Origin of the sequence: Iodobacter sp., from assembly GCF_025352645.1 — a bacterium.
Classification (GTDB): Bacteria; Pseudomonadota; Gammaproteobacteria; order Burkholderiales; family Chitinibacteraceae; genus Iodobacter.
Window position 1 is genome coordinate 73,909 of sequence record NZ_JANXSO010000175.1, and the last position, 18,661, is coordinate 92,569.

At 46.4% G+C, this 18,661-nt stretch carries 13 protein-coding genes; 2 read left to right on the forward strand and 11 right to left on the reverse strand.

From position 1 onward, the window contains the following. Positions 1-24: 24 nt before the first annotated feature. From Q0R17_RS19430 to Q0R17_RS19455, 6 genes are all read right to left on the reverse strand, one after another. Positions 25-2,019, reverse strand: coding sequence for a M3 family metallopeptidase (locus Q0R17_RS19430; RefSeq protein WP_293938100.1), 1,995 nt, complete (start codon positions 2,017-2,019; stop codon positions 25-27). A gap of 157 nt (positions 2,020-2,176) precedes the next feature. Further along, positions 2,177-2,596 carry a biopolymer transporter ExbD gene (locus Q0R17_RS19435; protein ID WP_293938102.1) on the reverse strand — a complete coding sequence of 140 codons (420 nt, stop codon included), beginning with the start codon at positions 2,594-2,596 and terminating at the stop codon, positions 2,177-2,179. Positions 2,597-2,666: 70 nt separating this feature from the next. Then, positions 2,667-3,050, reverse strand: coding sequence for a biopolymer transporter ExbD (locus tag Q0R17_RS19440; RefSeq protein WP_293938104.1), 384 nt, complete (start codon positions 3,048-3,050; stop codon positions 2,667-2,669). A gap of 59 nt (positions 3,051-3,109) precedes the next feature. Beyond that, positions 3,110-3,847, reverse strand: coding sequence for a MotA/TolQ/ExbB proton channel family protein (locus Q0R17_RS19445; protein WP_293938106.1), 738 nt, complete (start codon positions 3,845-3,847; stop codon positions 3,110-3,112). Between the two features lie 33 nt (positions 3,848-3,880). Continuing rightward, positions 3,881-4,531 (reverse strand): hypothetical protein, encoded by a 651-nt coding sequence (locus Q0R17_RS19450; RefSeq protein WP_293938108.1) that lies wholly within the window; start codon positions 4,529-4,531, stop codon positions 3,881-3,883. A 382-nt stretch (positions 4,532-4,913) separates the two neighbouring features. Continuing rightward, positions 4,914-7,415 (reverse strand): TonB-dependent siderophore receptor, encoded by a 2,502-nt coding sequence (locus Q0R17_RS19455; RefSeq protein ID WP_293938110.1) that lies wholly within the window; start codon positions 7,413-7,415, stop codon positions 4,914-4,916. A gap of 781 nt (positions 7,416-8,196) precedes the next feature. Here Q0R17_RS19455 and Q0R17_RS19460 point away from each other — a divergent pair. Continuing rightward, positions 8,197-8,892, forward strand: coding sequence for a crotonase/enoyl-CoA hydratase family protein (locus Q0R17_RS19460; RefSeq protein ID WP_293938112.1), 696 nt, complete (start codon positions 8,197-8,199; stop codon positions 8,890-8,892). A gap of 361 nt (positions 8,893-9,253) precedes the next feature. Further along, positions 9,254-10,528: a serine--tRNA ligase gene (serS, locus tag Q0R17_RS19465; protein WP_293938113.1), complete on the forward strand. Its 1,275-nt coding sequence runs from the start codon at positions 9,254-9,256 to the stop codon at positions 10,526-10,528. Positions 10,529-10,630: 102 nt separating this feature from the next. On the opposite strand, the gene Q0R17_RS19470 is transcribed toward serS, so the two are convergent. The 5 genes from Q0R17_RS19470 to tssK form a co-directional block, all read right to left on the reverse strand. Next, on the reverse strand, positions 10,631-11,224 hold the full coding sequence (locus Q0R17_RS19470; protein WP_293938115.1) for a hypothetical protein: 594 nt from the start codon (positions 11,222-11,224) through the stop codon (positions 10,631-10,633). A gap of 447 nt (positions 11,225-11,671) precedes the next feature. After that, positions 11,672-12,766 (reverse strand): type VI secretion system protein TssA, encoded by a 1,095-nt coding sequence (gene tssA, locus Q0R17_RS19475; RefSeq protein WP_293938117.1) that lies wholly within the window; start codon positions 12,764-12,766, stop codon positions 11,672-11,674. Beyond that, positions 12,763-16,572, reverse strand: a complete 3,810-nt coding sequence (locus Q0R17_RS19480) for a type VI secretion system protein (RefSeq protein WP_293938119.1) — start codon at positions 16,570-16,572, stop codon at positions 12,763-12,765. The genes tssA and Q0R17_RS19480 overlap by 4 nt, the downstream gene beginning before the upstream one ends. Next, on the reverse strand, positions 16,569-17,297 hold the full coding sequence (locus tag Q0R17_RS19485; protein WP_293938121.1) for a DotU family type IV/VI secretion system protein: 729 nt from the start codon (positions 17,295-17,297) through the stop codon (positions 16,569-16,571). The genes Q0R17_RS19480 and Q0R17_RS19485 overlap by 4 nt, the downstream gene beginning before the upstream one ends. Beyond that, on the reverse strand, positions 17,290-18,642 hold the full coding sequence (gene tssK / locus Q0R17_RS19490; RefSeq protein ID WP_293938123.1) for a type VI secretion system baseplate subunit TssK: 1,353 nt from the start codon (positions 18,640-18,642) through the stop codon (positions 17,290-17,292). Before tssK ends, Q0R17_RS19485 begins: the two co-directional genes overlap by 8 nt. Positions 18,643-18,661 lie beyond the last annotated feature (19 nt).

The window sequence follows — 18,661 nt, forward strand, 5'->3', positions numbered from 1 at the left end:
CTAAGCCGCCCTGCAAATCCCTATTTACTTAAGCGCCTGCTTTGCACCACGCTGACCACTGATTTCTTGAAAAAATGCATCGGCATTGGGCTTGCGGCCGATAAATTCTTCAACTAATTGCATAGCGGGGCGTTGGCCGCCATTTTCTAAAATCAATTCACGGTAGCGTTTGCCCTGTTTTACATCCATTACATTGTTGCCATAGGCCGATAACATATCTAATGCCAATACTTCAGACCACATATAGCCGTAATAGCCTGCCGCATAGCCGCCAACGATATGACCAAACGTACCAGGGAATTCAGTGCCGGCCACATAGCCCAGCGGGGTTTTAGCTTCCATGGTTTGCCAGAGCACGAGTGGATCACCGGCATTTTTAGCCGCTAAAGCCATATCAAATGCAGAGTACAGCACTTGGCGAGCGTATTTAAGGCCTCGGCCAAAGCGGCGGGCGTCATCCATTTTTGCAATCAATTTTGGATCAATCGGTTTGCAACTAGCGCAGGTATCATTAAAAAGTGCTTCAGCTTCTGGGCGGCGCGCCCATTCTTCGTACATTTGTGATGGGGCCTCAACAAAGTCACGCTTAACCGATGTGCCAGCCTGCATGCTGTAACGGGTTTTAGACAGCACGCCGTGCATCACATGGCCAAACTCATGAAATAGCGTTTCTAATTCATCCTGATTAAAACCTTCACGGCTAAAGTTGGTAACCAGTACGCTTACAGGAGTTTGCCCACTCAGCACGCTTACACCACGCACAGGAAAAGCGGCTGCGTGCTTGTATTTACCATCACGTGGGAATAAATCAAGATAAAAACTGGAAAGGTATTTTTGGCTGGCTTTATCAAATACATCGTAAGCGCGCACATCGCTATGCCAGGTTTTTAAAGCAGCATTAGGGCGAAATTCCACGCCATATAAAGTGCCGGTAACATTCATCATCCAAGCAATCGTTGGCTCAGTTGGAAACTGCTCACGCACTTGTTTTTGATCGAGTTGATAGCGGCTGGCTTTTAGTTGCTCTTCATAAAATGCGACATCCCAGCGCTTGAGCTGGCTATCTGCCTTGCCAGTAAAGCGGGCTTTTTCTTGGCGCAGCTCTTCAATGTCGGATTTTTCTAGCTCGCTCACGCGCGATTGCACGTCACTCAGGAAAGTATTTACGGCCTCGGGGGTGGCCGCCATTTTATTACGCATAGCAAAGGCAGCGTAGCTTGGATAGCCGGTTAAATCAGCCAGCTGTTGGCGTAATTGCACCACTTCTTTTAAGATTTGCAAATTGGCTGCACCACCAATTTTCATCCGCGCAATATAGTAGCGCTCACGCGTTGTTTCTGATTCTGCATAGCCCATTACCGCATCAATTTCTGGGTAATCAAAGCCCAATACATACTGCCCTGCCGCATCTTTTTTTGCTGTTTCTAAAAAACGAGCGGCAACACCTGTTAATTCAGCGGCGCTAAAGCTAATCTTGGCCTGATTATCACGCATATTGCGCGAAAAATCCTGTTGCAGTTTTTCGATTTTATTAAAGATCGCCAGCAATTCGGCACGCTTAGCTTTGGGCAGATTTACGCCACGGTCTTCAAAATTATTTAGGATATCAGCACGTGCTTCAGTATCAATTGCGTCTTTGGGCTTAAGTGCTTTAAAGCGGCTATATAAAGCTTCACTTTGTAAAACATCATTCATTAAAGCCGACATTTTCAAATTGCACGCATCTGCCGTTGCACGTACAGCGCTATCGGGGCTAACTTCTGATAATAAACCAGCGGGGCCACCAATTTTATCTGCCAATTGGTTAATCCTATCCCACTCGGCCAAGGTATTGGCTGCATTTACCTTATTTAACGGTAATTTTTCTAATTTTGTTATTTTGCTCTTAGCTTGATCAATACCTTGCTGGCAAAATTGCACCATTTGTTCTGCATTAGGCAACAATAATGCGCCACTTTGCGCGGCATACAGGGGCGCCGATGCAAACAAGACACTAATACATATCGCTAATTTATTCATTACAGCCCCTGTGATTTTTATTTGATGTAATTTGATATTTAAAATAGACACGAAGCCGCGCATACAAAATGCAAGCCGCCATTTATAAAAAATCTTGTGCTTAATTTTTATTTGGATAATGCAGAACAGCTAGGTGTGAAGACACACCTAGCTTTTTTTACTGAATAAACTGTTCGTGACCAACAATACCAATCTTTTTAACACCCAAACGCTGTGAGCTAGCCAATACCATTGCTACCGCTTCATAGTTTGCGTCTTTATCAGGGCGAATATGAAACTCTGGTTGAACTGCTTTTTGTGCGGCGGCTTCAAGATTTTTTTCTAATTCCGCACGATTAGCCAAAGGAGTACCCGCCCAAGAAATAACATTGCTGCTATTAATATCAATCTGGACCACTTCTGGCTTTTCAGTTGGCTTAGAAGGCGAATTAACCGGCATATCCAATTTAACAGCGTGTGTTTGAATTGGAATGGTGATAATCAACATAATTAATAGCACCAACATCACGTCAATCAATGGCGTGGTGTTGATTTCCATCATCATATCGTCATCATTACCGCCAACGTTCATTCCCATAATTGCTCTCCACAGGGATGCTTTGCATATCAGAGGCGGGGCTTAGCCCGCCTCTGCCATCTTAAAGCTATTAATTTCTTGCTGGTGGCTCGGTAATAAAAGCAATCTTTACAATACCTGCTCTTTGTACCGCTAATACAATCCGCCCTACCGAGCTATATTTAGAAGACATATCGCCGCGAATATGGACTTCCGGTTGAGGATCCATTTTTGCAACTTTCACCAAACGCGCCAGCAATTCTTCATCTGACTTCACTTGGCTGATATTCCAATAAATATTACTTTTCTCATCCACGCCTAAAATAATGTTCTCAGGCTTGGTTTGGGTAGGAATATTCATTTCCTTTGGCAAAGTCAATTTAATGGTTTGCGTCACAACAGGAATAGTGATCAAAAAGATAATGAGCAGTACCAACATCACATCCACCAAAGGCGTGGTATTGATGGCAGACATGACCTCATCTTCATCGTGGCTAGATGCCCTTTGTCCTGGCCTCAGATATCTCATGATGATTACTTAGGTGTGCTGAGTAAATTTGTGTGCAAGCGAGCAGCAACAGTGTGAACCATTTCTACCACCAGCTTGTTGCGACGAACCAACCAGTTGTACCCCAGTACCGCAGGAACAGCTACAGCCAGACCAATCGCAGTCATGATCAGTGATTCGCCCACTGGGCCAGCCACTTTATCGATAGACGCTTGGCCAGAGATACCAATTGCTGTCAGCGCGTGGTAAATACCCCATACAGTACCAAACAGACCCACGAATGGTGCGGTAGAACCAACGGTTGCAATCACCGACATGCCTGCTTGCATCTTGCTTGCAGCATGATCAGCCGCATCGTAGGTTGCCATAGATACCCAAGTATTCAGGTCTACGTTTTTGCTTAATTCGCCGTTGTGCTCACTGGCCGCTTGTGAACCAGCGTGCGCTACTGAGCTATAAATACCATCATCTTTCAGCGCTTTTGCTTTAGTGAGCAGCTCTGGGCCACGCGCTTTAAGCAAATCACGGCCAATTTTAATTAAACGGCGTTGATCTAAAACTTTAACAATCGACACATACCATGTGGCTGCCGACATGGTCAGCAAAATAACTAAAGTCCCTTTGGCTACAAAGTCACCTTGGGCCCACAAAGCGTCGATGCCATATGGATTGGCAACGGCTTCAGTGGTATTCGCCAAAACTGGCAAAGCACATGCAGCTGCAGCAGCTGCAAACATAAAGAATTGGCGGGAGAACTTAGCCATGATTTACTCCATTCGTTAAAGTGAGGGACTTAATTATTCAGATTCAAGTTTGAAAGAAAGCTCTTGCTCAAAAGTCGTATCCGCTTTGCAGTGATTGCCTTGCAAAGATTGCTTAGCTGCTTGCAAAAACTGACTGCGAAAAGACATTGGAATTCCACTAGAAAACTTAGAGCTGATGATTTCGCTCAGTTTCCCTTCGGCGTTAGTTTTATAAACAAGGGTGACAACGCCACTAATGTCTTCACCCAGCGCTTTACGTGGATATTCTAAACCACCAAATTTAGAGCAATTCCCTGCAGTTGAAATAGGGCCAACAGGGGCAGGAGCGGCTGTAGCTTGCGGTACTGCCGGAGCCGAAGGTGCTTTTGCTTCTGATGTTGCTTGAATCGTATTAGTTGACTGGGTGGTCGGCGCAACCACGGGCGGTGGCACATAAGCAGGCTGCTGTTGCGGAGGTGGAGGCGCGGTATCCTTCACTACTTTTTCAATTTTTGGCGGCGGTGGCGGCGGTGGCGGTGGTGGCGGCTCGCTAATCACAGCCACTTCAACTTTCTGCTGAATAACCTTGACCAAATCCTTGCCCAAACCTGTAACTAGCGCGTAGACAACGAGCACATGCAAGGCAGCCACTCCAGCCAAGCCCACTGCACGACGATCTCGTGCGTTCTGGCCAAAAGCTTCCACTATGCTCTCCTTAAAAAATGTTTCGTAAAAAACTTAATTAATCATTAAGCAGCAATATGCTTAACATACTCTAGTCAATAAAAAAAATTCACTAGGGTTTTCTCTTATTTTTCAAAATAAATCTTGAAAATAAAAGCCATATAAATCATCAATTTAAAGAAATGCCTTCATTTATATATGAATTCACACTTTGATTTTAAATTTATTTTCAAAAAAGAAGATACCACTTAAAAAGATCAACTCACCCATGACAAATACAATATCACAGGCAAGCGATCTTTTATAAGCTTTTACTTTATATGCTTAGATTAAGCGTCAAAAGCAATATCCAAATAACTAGAAATACCCCTACTGTATTGCTAGTACACAAGGGGATACTCACTTAAAAGGAATACTTAGCACCTAAAGTGTAGAAACGACCACGTGCGCTATAAATTGGTGCAAAACCAGGATACTGGAATGTTGTACCAACATTAGAGAATGGAGGCTCAGCATCCAGCGCATTTTTCACTGTAAAATCAAGCTTTAAGCCCTTAAACCCTGTGTAGCTAAGATTCAGGTCAACCTCGGTAAAAGCATCAACACGCTTAGTATCTGGATCGTAATTGGCTTTATCATCAACACTTACTTTTGAATCTTTAAAACCAGCTGTGGAAAGAATAGCCGCACCACCCGACCAACCTGCTTTTTCAATATCAACACGGAATGTATTGCGCCAAACTGGAGTAGGAGTGCCATTGATCATCACATCCAGCCCATCCTCCATATCCCCTGCTGCATTTGTTGATTTGCTATACAGGTAGTAAGAGTTACTATTTGAGAAAGTAACTGTAGCAATATCCAGCGGCAGACGGACTCTCAAATCAGTATCAATACCAGAAGACTCAAATTTACCGCGATTCATCAATTGTTTATACACAATTGGCTGTTTATCCCGAATAAACCATTGCCCTGCAGCTAGTGCCTCTGATTCTGTTGGCGTAGTGATAACATCATCTTTCTTCATTAACCACCAGTCAAGACTACCGCTAAATACACCCACATCAACTACTGCACCGAAATTGAATGAATTACCAATTTCAGGTTTTAAATTAGCATTCCCTTTTGTTTGCGTATAACCACTTACATTGCAAGTATCAGGTTTATTTATGTACTTACAATCTTCACCCGAAAATTTATATGCTCCTTCCGAAGGATTTTCACTAATTTGCTTAAGCGAAGGCATACGGAAACTTTCCGAGAATGATGAGCGCAACATTAGCTCAGGGATAGGCTGAAAACGAACAGCCAATCGTGGAGACACATGCGACTCTGATTCATACTGATCGTAACGGGCAGCAGCTTGAAACTCCAAAGATTTAGTAACCGGAATTGCTAATTCAGCAAACAATCCTTTTCCTGTACGAGAAACATCTGTAGCCGCTTGTTTAATAGATCCCTTAACCAAACCTGCCTGAGTTAATAGATCAGGGGTATCAACTAATGATTCTTTAACCAAACTCACACCAACAGCAAACGCAACTGCTCCGCCATCTAAAACAAGACCCGTCTCACCACTAACCTTCGCATTCAAGAAAGATTGTTTATTTTCAGCTTCACGCAGCGGGGTCACTTTAATGCTATCAACTAACGCTTGATCATTAGTCGTTACTGTGGCGTCAATCTTGTCCTTATTTTGCTTATACTTCACTGCATGCAAATAGTTGCTATCTTGATTAGTTGATCTACTTACACCATATCCAGCAGAAACACTCCAGTCAAAGCCCCCAGTGCTTCCATCCAAACCAGCGGTCAATTGAGATAACGTAGACTCACGATCCGTTGTCCGCGGGCCAGCCTGCATAAATCGACCCAAGTATTCTTTGCCATCTTTCGTTAAAAATATATCGGGAACGGGATGAGCTTCAAAATGGTCTGTTGACTTAGAATAGAAACCCTGAACCATTGCCGTAATATTGTCAGTAACTTTTACGCTACCTTGCAACATTCCACCAACTCGATCCGCGGCATTGTTAATCGTTAGTAATGATGCCAGAGGATCGTACTTACACCCTTTTCCAACTTGCGACTCTGCTGGGCAGCCTGCCTTAACCGTCCCGACAATATCGCCATCATCATTCAATAGGTTACCGTAGGGCGAATAATCACTACGGTCGTCTGATCCACCAAAACGTCTAAAATCATTAGACTTGGTCATATCCCTGTCTTTTGCATAGATTGCTTCACGCTTGAGTACATCAAACGTAGCTAAAACATTGAACCCTTGTTCTTCAAGATCACCATAACCGCCAGTCATGCCAAAGGTTTTTTCAGTGCCATCTCCGCGGCTAGATTGGCCCAACCCACCGCGAATTTCACCACCTTGATAGTTCTTTTTAGTAATAAAGTTCACTACACCTGCAACCGCGTCTGAACCATAGATTGCAGAACCGCCATCCTTCAATACTTCTACACGCTCAATAGCAGAAAGCGGAATCATATTAATATCAACCGCAGCCCCTGCCCCACTTACATCAGTAAATGCAGCCGTAGGGATACGACGACCATTCATCAAAACCAACACATCTGTTTCACTCAAGCCACGCATTTTAATATTTGAAGCGCCAGAGCTTGTTGGGGAGTTGGCTTTTTGATCACCATAATCAAAAAAATCAACTGCTGTAATGTTCTTAACCAGCTCTTGGACAGTAGTAGCACCCGTTTTTTCAATCGCTTTGCGATTCACAGTTTCTACAGCGGTTGAACCTTCTTTCTTAATCCGCTTGATACTCGAACCCGTTACTTCAACGCGCTCAACTTTATTTACTTTTTCTTCAGCATGCACATTAAGAGTCGCGCCAGCGCCAATGAGTGCAATTGCTACTGCTAGTTGTTTTGCTTTCATGAAAGCCCCCTGATTTTTAGACTTACAAATGAAGCTCACTAAGAAGTGAACCCTCTCGCCCTGCATGCCGATTTTTGTTTACACGGCTTTCGCTAGGTAAAAATTAACATAGGTGAATAATGTTAATGTAACGATATGTAACCAATCAAGAGTGCTATGTAGAAGTAATTCTTTAGCTCTTTGTGCTCAAGTGTTGATGCAAATCAAAAAACCACCAGCAAGCTAGGGATATTCCTAACTTGAGCCGCTTACAGGCAAACTTGCAATTTCCTTCTTTCCACTAAATAAATATCACGACCATAAGTAAAATAACTTATATCAACTTAATCAATGAGATAGCACAACAACTTAAACACAAGGCATAAACAGAAAATATACTTACGGCATAATAAGTAAGCCATTTTCAAAACATCCATTCATCGACTAGGGTTTTTCCTAGGCCAAATTTTAAAAAACCCAAGCATTTTTATGCCTTTTTAATAGCTGAGCATGTATTTTTACACCCATTAAATTCAGCAAAGAGGGGGGAAAACACTCAAAAATTATTAGTTTTACGTCATAAATTATTTATATTAGATAAGCTTAAAAAGAAATTTATGAGTGATATCTACCACACTCCCTGACAATAAAAACAAACACAAAAGCATGCTGAAATATTCACGTCATCTTTGTGATATTTTTTGTAAATTATTATTACAGCATTGCAAGCGGGCTAACCCCACTTTACCCAGTTATCCATAGCCGCTAAGGTCTGCACTCACCCTTTAGATATGAGCCAACCATGAATTCACTTGTTACCTACCAATTAGAAGATGGTATTGCTACGCTGGTTTTAGCCAATGGCAAGGTTAATGCCATCTCCATGGAGGTGATTGCAGCCTTTAATCAAGCGCTCGATCAAGCCGAGCAAGATCAAGCCGTGGTATTGATTACAACTCATACAGGGCTGCTATCCGCTGGCTACGATTTAAAAGTGATGACTTCAGGCTTAGATAACGCGATTCCTTTAGTTACGGCAGGCTCCATGCTCAGCCGCCGTCTTCTTGCCCACCCCTACCCTGTTATTGTGGCTTGCCCAGGGCATGCGATTGCTAAAGGCGCTTTTTTATTACTTTCTGCGGATTACCGCATCGGCGTAAATGGGCCATTTAGCATTGGCTTAAATGAAGTACAAATTGGCATGACCATGCCACATACCGGCATAGAAATCGCACGCAATCGCCTTAGCCCTGCAGCGTTTCAACGCTCGGTGGTCAATGGGGAGATGTTTACCCCAGAAGGCGCTTTAGCCGCTGGCTTTTTAGATATACTGGTAGCCCCTGAAGCGCTAGCCATCAGCGCCTTAGCCGTCGCTCAATCACTTAAAAAAATCAGCATGAAGGCGCACAAAAACACCAAGCTAAAAGTACGCCAAGAGTTACTTGCCACATTAGATGCAGCGATTGAACTAGATAAAACAACTTTAAGCTTGGATTAAAATATTTGCCGTTATGCAGTTGCAGCAGCCCGTACACAAATCTCGGGAATCGCTGATCAAATCGTCGTCCCTGAGTATTTTTAGCGGGGATGACGAAACTGAATAAATTAGCGTTGCCTTAGGGGCGCTGCTTGTTGCGCTCTATTTAATCAGGGCGTAGCAAACAGCCCCCTAAGTGATTAACTATGCGCCCCATTTGTGCCCATATATAGCAGAATAACCCAGCATTTATTGCCTCCCCTGCTACCTGCTGCCGCTATTAAATATAGGCTTTCTAGATTTGGCTTAAGATTTAAGGTTTTTAAGCGCTTGCCAGCCGTGTAAACTATCAACTATTCAATGAAACAAAAAGACGACGATTATGCTCGATATCAATCTCCTCCGTACCGACCTAGAAAACGTTGCAGCCCGCCTTGCCAGCCGTAAGTTCATTCTGGATGTAGAGGCTTTTTCAGCGCTAGAAAATGAGCGTAAGCAGCTACAAACCAGCACCCAAGACTTACAAGCCAAGCGTAATGCCAGCTCCAAGCTGATCGGCCAAGCTAAAGCAAAAGGCGAAGACGTTTCCGCCATCATGGCCGATGTTGCCAACTTGGGTGATGAATTAAAAGCTGCTGAAACAGCTTTAGCCAGCCTGCAAGACAAAATAAACGATATGTTATTTGCCATGCCTAATCTGCCGCACGAATCCGTGCCAGTAGGTAAAGACGAAACAGAAAACGAAGAAGTACTGCGCTGGGGAACACCCCGTGTCTTTGATTTTGAAATTAAAGACCACGTTGATTTAGGCGGCCCGCTAGGTCTTGATTTTGAAACGGGTAGCAAATTATCTGGCGCACGTTTTACCGCACTCAAAGGCGGCATTGCACGCCTGCACCGTGCACTGGCCCAGTTTATGCTGGACACCCACACCAGCGAGCATGGCTATACCGAGGCCTACACCCCTTATTTAGTCAACGCTGCCAGCTTAATGGGCACGGGGCAACTGCCTAAATTTGAAGAAGATCTGTTTAAAGTAAACCGCCCAGGCGCAGAGCCGCTGTATCTGATCCCTACGGCCGAGGTGTCGGTGACCAACTTTGTACGCGACACCATTGTTAAAGCAGAAGAACTACCGCTGAAATTTACCGCCCACACCCCATGCTTTCGTTCTGAAGCAGGCGCTTATGGCCATGACGTGCGCGGCATGATTCGTCAGCATCAATTTGATAAAGTTGAGCTAGTACAAATCGTTCACCCCGACGAATCTTTAAGCACCCTAGAAATTCTGACAGGTCACGCAGAAGCGATCTTGCAAAAGCTAGAGTTACCTTACCGCAAAGTGAATCTATGCACGGGTGATATGGGCTTTGGCGCGCAAAAAACCTATGACTTAGAAGTATGGCTACCTGCACAAAACACTTACCGTGAAATTTCTAGCTGCTCCAGCATGGGCGCATTCCAAGCCCGCCGTATGCAAGCCCGTTTTAAAAACGAGCAAGGCAAGAACGAGCTGGTTCACACCTTAAATGGCTCTGGGCTGGCGGTTGGCCGCACCTTAGTAGCGGTGCTAGAAAACTATCAAAACGCCGATGGCAGCATCACCGTGCCTAAGGCATTACACGCCTATATGGGTGGATTGACTGTATTGAAATAATTGCTGATTAATCAGCTTTAAAAACTAAAAAGCCGCCATAGTTCGCTATGGCGGCTTTTTAGTCGAAGCTATTGCGTGTTTTCTAAAAATTAAAATCTACAATTAGCACGCTGGAGCTACTGTTTGCGGAACCGGGTGTAATTCGGTATTTCCATCCTGGCTAATCAGCTGATTAATAACGATGCTGCATTTTTTACCCGCCCAAGTAAAACCAACCTCGTAATCTATTCCTGCTTGCGGGGTAAATGTCACATTACCACCGCAGCGGCGGCTTACCGTGCTAAATGACACGCCATTAGCAATATAAAACGAGCTTACATCGTTAAAGCTTAATGCCAAACTAGCCGGCTGATCTGCTGCAATTTCATGCTCTTGATAATATGCTTTAGATAAAACACCGTCCTTGCTGCTTAAATTTCGGCTACTTTCTGTTTCTGCCATACCAAGGCTAAGATTAGAAACCATGCCGACAAAAGATGAAAAGGCCTGCCCCATACCACCTGAAACAACAATTCCATCACTACTCCATGCAGATTTCACACAGCTTAACCCTGGATATATCCTTGCCCCTGCGCCGTTTTGACCAAAGACTCTGATCCGGCTTTTAGCCGTTGTTTCGGCTTTAGCCACGCTTTCTTCAGCAAAGGTTGCAACAGAAACGACTGCCACCAACATTCCAATCAATACCTTTTTCATTAATATTTTATCCTGCAACCAATAAATCATTAAACACTAATATAGCTTAAAATTTGGCAGTACTAATGTCAAGGACATACGGAGCAGATTTACATAATAAAAGCCACTTTACGTGGCTTAGCCTATTAATTTAATGATGGCTCACTGTAAAAACAAATTGCTATTACTAAGCGTTTAGAAAGAAATGTCATCTTCAGGAAAATGCGTTCACCAAAGATGCAGTGTAAAAATGGCTAAAAATATAGCCTAATTTCATAAAAACATGACTTTCTAAATTGTTATTAAGTTCCCCTTTGTAAAAGGGGGAAGCAAAACCAACACCTTAAGTGAACAGCATTACGATTGCGCCGGTGTTTTTTACCTCCCCTGAGCCCAGCAGAGTGAGGCGTTTTTTGGCAGCTTCGATAATTAAATCTGCTTAAAGCGCAAGATTACTTTCAATATTAATCAAGGCAACACCCCCATCAAGGTCCATAATTTTCTAGCTTCTGCATCACTAGAAATCAACTCGGCCAAAAGATCTCTTAAAGGTTTATTACCCCACTCCACACTACGATAAATTAAGTAAGGCACGGGGCTGTGGGGCTCGGTTTTGGCGAGGTAATCGGCAATCAATTGTAATTGTCGGTAGGCCTCTTCTCGGCTACGGGGCTGGCTGAAAGGGAGCGCTTCCATCGTTGGTTTTTTCTCTGCGGGTGAAGGTAAAACTAACTCGGGAACAACAGGGATGGGCTGAGGATGCATCGCCAACCAATCTTTTAAAATTCCGTCGTATTCTTGCATCAGAACGAGCAGGGATTTAAACGTGGGTGCGTCGTTGCCCATTTTTTCATCACAATCTTGTGCTAGTGCGGACAAGTGCACGATACCCTGCACAATAAACTCATACGCACTATGCAGAATGCGCACATCTGCCCCTCGCACCACTTCATTTATTTTTTGTGTTTTCTTAACGGCCGCATCCAACAGTAGCTGCGAAGCCTTGCTGGTTGATTTGCCTTGATCTAGCCCTAGCTGCCTCTGTAATACGCGCCAATCTGCCAAGGTAAATGAATCTAACTCGCTACGCTGATCCAGCACCGGCATGGGCATTCTAGAGAGCAGTATTGTGCTAAAGGAATGCACTCCCCAAGCAAGGGGGCCAGTTCTAAAGCTCATATCACCATCGCTTGGCAATGGATAAATGCTCTCCCAATAGCGTTTGCATAGCTCAGATAATAAACACAGCGCGGCATTCAAGCCTTCAATCCCCCGCCGATGTATCCATGCCTCGCCTAGCCAAACGGCTACGGTTAAATCTTTGCTGCGCATTTGTAAGATCTGCCGACCTAGTTTTTCAACCGTAGACCAATCGCCGCGCTTTACTTCAGATTGCCAAATACCGGTGGGCAAGCTGGTATCGTCTTCACGCTTGGCTTCACGCAGCACGTCGTATTCCGTCTCATAACGGATCGACATGCCGCAAGGCGATTCATTAGAAATTGGCTGCAATAGCGACTCAACGCCGCCCATTAGGCCACTTGGCACTAACTCTTCACTCATTTTAGCTCCGCCACAGTTTTTGAATCCGGCATGGTGATTTGCCTAAAGGGTGAGGCTGGGGCTTTGAGCGGCAGGGCATTGATTAAATGCAGCGGCAATAGCGTTTTTGCCCCAACGGCGCTAATCCCAAAGCGAGCAAACATTTGCGCGTGTGGGTTATCTTTGCTTGGGCCATGAATGGGCAGGCTAAACAGCAGCGCTGGATAAGCAAATTCATCTTGAAATACCATGCCCGCTGGCGCTTGATGATTACGCAAAAAGCGCAGCAAAGACCATGCGCCGCCATAGCGCCACTCGGCCGTTTGCTCGCTCACCATCAGATCGGACTGCAAGGCATCTTCCGCTGGCAGGCGTGGCGAATCTTTGGCCCAGCGCAAAGCAAACGTGACCGGCTGACCAAGCAACCAGCGCAATTTTGCTCGCTCTCCTTGCGGATAGCGTAAGCGTTGCGCACCAAGGCCTAAGCTCCATTCAATCACCTGATCTGCGCCCTGCTCTTTGTCTTTATCACTGCGCCATTGCACATCAATATCCACGCCCAAGGGCTGTGGCTGCTCAACGGTGCCACGTAATAATAGTGGCCCTAAAAGCTCACGCGCATTTTGCAGGCCTTGTAAATACAGCCGTGCTGCCTGCATATTTGCTGCATCTCCCTCGTCAACCCCAGCTAGGGCAATGGGCAAATAGCTGTCAATCAGGCGCATCAATACACTGACTCTTTCCACATCCGCATCGGCAGCGCCGGTATTGGCGGCAAAAGGGAAACGCCCTGCTAGGTACTGATTAAAGTAGGGGGCTAGCTGCTGCCAAGCATAAGCACTGCTTTGTGCCCGTAGGCCGGTGCAGCGCTCATTGGCTAGATTAACTAAACGCTGTGCCCGCTCAAAGAAATACCCAGGCCCCGCAGGTAGTTCCAGCTGCTGCAAGACGCTGTGGCAGGTGTTTACATCCATCTCATTCAGCTCTTTACTAATCAGCTGAGCTAAAAGTATGACACCACTATCAGGGGCTTTTTCTTTAAATTTTTTCAGATCCAGCGCCAAGCTGCGCCAACGCATAATCATTTGCATATCTTTCACCGGCACGCCTTTGGGGTGCGCCGCCAGCCACTCCAGCACCATGCCTTGATTGATCGCCACGCTGGCAAGCTGCTCTAATTGCCGTGCTAAATACTGCTGTAGCTCAAGTGGGTTACTGGCCTTAAAGGCCTTGTAGCTGGCATTTTTTTTGCCATCCCACCAAGAAAACGTGGCTTGCTTGGGCTGATACAGCGCTAATTCTGCTAACTGAGCATCGGCTTGGCGCAGGCTTTGCAACGCCCTTTCGGTGATTTCTCTATTTAGCTCATTCGATAAATCACTGCGCCCTAGGTCGATAAAGGCGACGCTTATCGCGGGCGCGGCATGGATCAAGCCATCTAAACTATCATCCGCACGGCTCTGAGCCTCATCGGCAACGAGCCCTCCTAAGATATGCCACATGGTGATAGCCGTGCTCTTGCTGGCTAAATCGCCGAGGGCAGAACGATATAAATCCGGTACTTTCGGCAAGATTTGCGCCTGATAATGCTGTCTGCTTTGGTAGTTTTCCATCGCGGTATTGAGTGTTTCTGCATTCATCCCTTTTAAGCTGCCAAGCACCGCGGCTTTAAGGCTTGCAGAGCGCGCCTGCACCACAAAATCTTGCTCCAGTAAATAATGAATGGCGCTTTGCAACTGCACCACCTCTTCTCTAATCCCTACCGCGCCTTGCGCCGTAAGGGATGAGTCTTGATTAGACCAGCGCTCTTGAAACGCTTTGCGCACACTACTGGCATGCGCTTCAATCTGCTGCACAACCTCTTTACCAACAAAGCTGCTCGATCGGGCATGATTTAATAAAGCGCTATAACCTGGCACTAAGTCTTGGCCTGAGGCGCTACTCCATGCACTATTGCTCGCCGCAATCAACCTTCTGAGCAGTGCAATTTGTCGCTGCAGCGTATCTAGCTCGGCATAGCTATTGCGATTATCACTTTGCAGCTCGGTTAAGTGCGTTTGTACGTTGTCGGCCATTTCTGTGAAAGTGGTATCGGCATACAAACGATCCAGCCAGCGCTTCATTAGCTCAGCAAAGTGCTGCTCGGTTTCTTTAGCCACATCTTGTAAGCGAATCAGCTTCCCCATTTCAGGAGCATATTGCTGTAATACATTTTCAAGCTTGGCCCTTAAATGCAAGCGATCTGGGTGGAAATCTGTTTCCCACAGCCGATTACTTAAATTAGCCATGCTGCTTAAAGCATCGCTCCCACCCCTTAATGCGCGGTTATATAAGATTACATCTTGCTCAAGCAAACTGGCCTGCTGCATCAAGCGCTGCGCACTCACATAACGCGGCCAATTCTCTGGGCTGCTGGTGCTATCGCCACTCGTTATATCGCTATTTGTACCTTCAGCCTGCAAGAGGGCTAAATCTATTTGCAACTGATCGTAGAGCGAAGCGAACCACTGAGTTTTAAATAAACTGGCGACTTTTTTATCCAAATCCTGATCAAAAGAAGAAAACCAAGCGCCTGGAAACACAAAACTCGCAAAGTGCAAACGTGGTGCATTAGTTAACACACTCCACAGGCCAGACGCCGCTTGGCTGGCAGGATCATCCTCGGTTTGCACCTCACTTTGTCCTGATCCAAGCTCGCTTAAAAGGTGATTCAGCGTGATTGCTTCTTGGCGCTCATTCTGCCAAATCCACACCATGGCCAATAACCAAACCGCACAAAATACGCCCATGCCAATACAAGCATAGCGATGCCAACGTTGACGCAAAGACATAATCCGCACGATAGGCTGCGCCAAGCCCCGTTCAGCGGCGATGCGTTGACGTAATAAGCGCGCAGCAAAAATAGGCGTTTCTGTGACTTGGGAGCCGACAGGGGCAAAGCCATCCATATCGTCTTGCGGCGGCTGATAAGCGCCCACAAAATACAGCCCACGCAGCACCGGCGCATCACCCAGCGCATTGCTTTGGAAGGCGGCATCGCCTAAAGCCTGTAAAGGTGCGCGTAGCGCATCAAACTGCCGTGGCAGTAAAAACAACGCATCGCTGACGCCGCCATTTAATGCACCAATTTCACCGATACAATCGCCAAGCTGGTTTTGTAGCTGGCTGATGGCTTTATCCAAGCATTCACGCTGATAGGTGCTGGCCAGAGGCAAGGTAGAAGACCAACCCAAAGCACAGTCTTGCGCCTGATCTGGCAAAGATTCAATCAGCTCTTTACCGCCCGCCATCTCTTGCAAGCCGGTAATCAACCAATACACCGGCAGGGTTTGCCCTAGTTTTTGTTGTGCATCTTGAAACTGCTTACACAGCATAATTTCAGCTTGTAAAACCTCGCCCTTAGCCTGTAAACGCTCGGCAGAAATAGCCCAGATCACCGCGTCGATTGGCCTTTGCCCGCGCACCCTCAGCAAAGCCCCCAATAAACGTCTCCACGACGATAAGGCGGCTAATGCGCCATCGGCCTGCATAAAAATATCGTGCGGAGGAAGCAATACTACGGCATCGCTGGCATACCAAAAACGCCCAAACCACGCAGTTTTTTCCTCACTTTTTAATTGCCAAGCGCGGCATAAAGCCTCCGCACTTTTTTGATCATCGCCCAAGAGCAGCAGCCAAGGCACTTGATAGCGCCCCTCAATGCCACTGTCTTTTTCCATTTTTTTAACTGAATCAATAAAGCCACGTCCAAGACGATCCATCTTGCTAAGCACAAACCAAAGCAGCAGTAATACAACAATAATCAGCAAGATAATCAGCAGCTTCACGGCTTAGCCTCACTCAGTGCTGGGTGAGCCAATTCAATACTCAGATAAATATCCCGCCAAAATAGCTGGCTAAGCACCAGCATCACCAGCAGCAAACCAGCAATCATCAAGCCCAGCCTAAACCCATCGGGTAGCATTTTTCGCTCACTTAGCTGCAAGGGCTGGCTCATGCTCTCCCCTTCTAACACGGCTCCCAGCCGATGATGATCTGGCTCACGCTGATAAACTTGGGCAAATAAGGCCTTACACCACTCACCATATTGGCTAGGATTCATACGCAGGCGGCCGCGAAACCCCAACACCAGCGTCATTAAATAAACAGCGGCCAAATCACGCTCGCTAGGGTCTTGCCTTGCCAGCATTTGCTCGATGTCATCAGGCAGCGATTCACCTGCCGTGCGGGTGCCAAATAAGCGAAACTCCAAGGGGGTAAGCTGCCAACTGCTCTGCCCACTCCAATCGCTAAAGAGCAGCACTTCATCGAGCAAAGCCACAAACGCGTATTGCATGGTTTGCGCATCTTTGGCGCTGGCCACGCCCGCTTGCATCACCACTGATCGATACACCCGCTTGGCCAAGATGCTGGTTTCTTCAACCATGCGTTGCACCAAGCTTTCTTTGGGCTCTGCGCTGGTTAAAAGGCTGGGAGAGAGCAAAAGCCACTCCTCCCAAACTTGGCAAAAAGCCTGCTTTAAAGGCAGCGACTGGCGGGTGAAATCAGCCATTTTTGGCCTCGCTCAGCACCGGAATATCATCGGCCTCAGGCGCAAATAGCTCGATGCTGAGTGGCCCAGCATCATTGCTGGCGGCGGCAATATATAAGAGCTCATCCGGCTTAATCCAGCCAGAAAACTCATACAGCATAAATAAACGCGTGTCTTCGCCCACGCTATAACTCGCCTGCTCTTGTCTATCTAGCTGGCGATAAGCCACACCCTGCATTCTTTGTTTTTGTAAAGTTTCAACCAAAGATAAGGAGGCAATGACCGCATTTTTAAGCCACGACCCCGCCGCTTCTTCAGCCATACCATTGGGCATGCGCAATCCCATCACCCATTGCCCACTGTCTTTTAATGTAGCGGGCGGCATAATCATAAAATCTGTGCCTTCGTGCTTAAAGGGATAACGCGCATAGCCCACGCGAATCTGGGCAATGGCCTGCGAGATAAAGCCAATCACCTCCTCAAAACAGCCCAGTAATTCTTGATAATTAAAAGCACGAAAAGCAGGCACGCCCGCGATAGGGTTCAAGCCACATACCGAGCCCGCCGCGCCGCATAGAATTTGATACAAAGTACTAGGGTGAGCCACGCGGCTATCCAAGGCACTTTTTAGCTCAGGTAATCTGGCCCAAAGCGCCGCCAACTGGCGATTAAGCCGTGCCATATCGCCCTCATTATTGGCCTGCTGTGCCAGCCTTAAACGCCCAGCCAAAAACACACATTTTTCACCGATGTTTTTACATAAATGAGCAATTTGCATCCCCAATAGCGATTCCGGCCAAACCCGCGGCTGTGGCGCAAAATAAAGCACTTTGGCAAAACCACCTGCTACTTCTTCCACCCGCAGCAAAGGCAAGCACACCCCATCGGCACACTGCTGCTCACTAGCCAGCGTAAGATTGGGCTGCAATAAAGTGAGCGAAGCGGGTGATTCTTTACTGACTAAATCAGGAATATCTTTACCCAGCACCGAACGATAGCGCCGACCACTACGATCCAGCTCGCCCGCTCGATACAACGGTGGCACTACGATATAAAACGTCGCCAGCCGATTAGGCTCGGCCATGATGGGGGCTTTTAAATCCAGTTCTAAAGGAGGATGCACCCCAGGCTGTAGGCATACCCATAAGCCATCGGGCAAAATGGCCTCTAGTGCCAACACGCGTAATTTGCCGCTGATTAAAGCCGCCTCATCAATCTCCAGATTAAGCACGCCCCAGAAATAGGGCTGCGCGGTAAGGGCATACTGCGCAGCCAGCGTTTCGGCGCGCAAAGACTGCTGTTGAAAGTGCTGCGGCAAAAGCTGCATGCCCTCAAACCAACAAATTGCTTCTGGAATTTGACCCACGCTATCCCCTGATTATTTA

What these genes read in the sequence shown, in the direction of transcription:
- Q0R17_RS19430 (WP_293938100.1), bottom strand. Translation starts at nt 2,019, where the DNA reads ATGAATAAATTAGCGATATGTATTAGTGTCTTGTTTGCATCGGCGCCC.
- Q0R17_RS19435 (WP_293938102.1), bottom strand. Translation starts at nt 2,596, where the DNA reads ATGGGAATGAACGTTGGCGGTAATGATGACGATATGATGATGGAAATC.
- Q0R17_RS19440 (WP_293938104.1), bottom strand. Translation starts at nt 3,050, where the DNA reads ATGTCTGCCATCAATACCACGCCTTTGGTGGATGTGATGTTGGTACTG.
- Q0R17_RS19445 (WP_293938106.1), bottom strand. Translation starts at nt 3,847, where the DNA reads ATGGCTAAGTTCTCCCGCCAATTCTTTATGTTTGCAGCTGCTGCAGCT.
- Q0R17_RS19455 (WP_293938110.1), bottom strand. Translation starts at nt 7,415, where the DNA reads ATGAAAGCAAAACAACTAGCAGTAGCAATTGCACTCATTGGCGCTGGC.
- Q0R17_RS19460 (WP_293938112.1), top strand. Translation starts at nt 8,197, where the DNA reads ATGAATTCACTTGTTACCTACCAATTAGAAGATGGTATTGCTACGCTG.
- serS (WP_293938113.1), top strand. Translation starts at nt 9,254, where the DNA reads ATGCTCGATATCAATCTCCTCCGTACCGACCTAGAAAACGTTGCAGCC.
- Q0R17_RS19470 (WP_293938115.1), bottom strand. Translation starts at nt 11,224, where the DNA reads ATGAAAAAGGTATTGATTGGAATGTTGGTGGCAGTCGTTTCTGTTGCA.
- tssA (WP_293938117.1), bottom strand. Translation starts at nt 12,766, where the DNA reads ATGAGTGAAGAGTTAGTGCCAAGTGGCCTAATGGGCGGCGTTGAGTCG.
- Q0R17_RS19485 (WP_293938121.1), bottom strand. Translation starts at nt 17,297, where the DNA reads ATGGCTGATTTCACCCGCCAGTCGCTGCCTTTAAAGCAGGCTTTTTGC.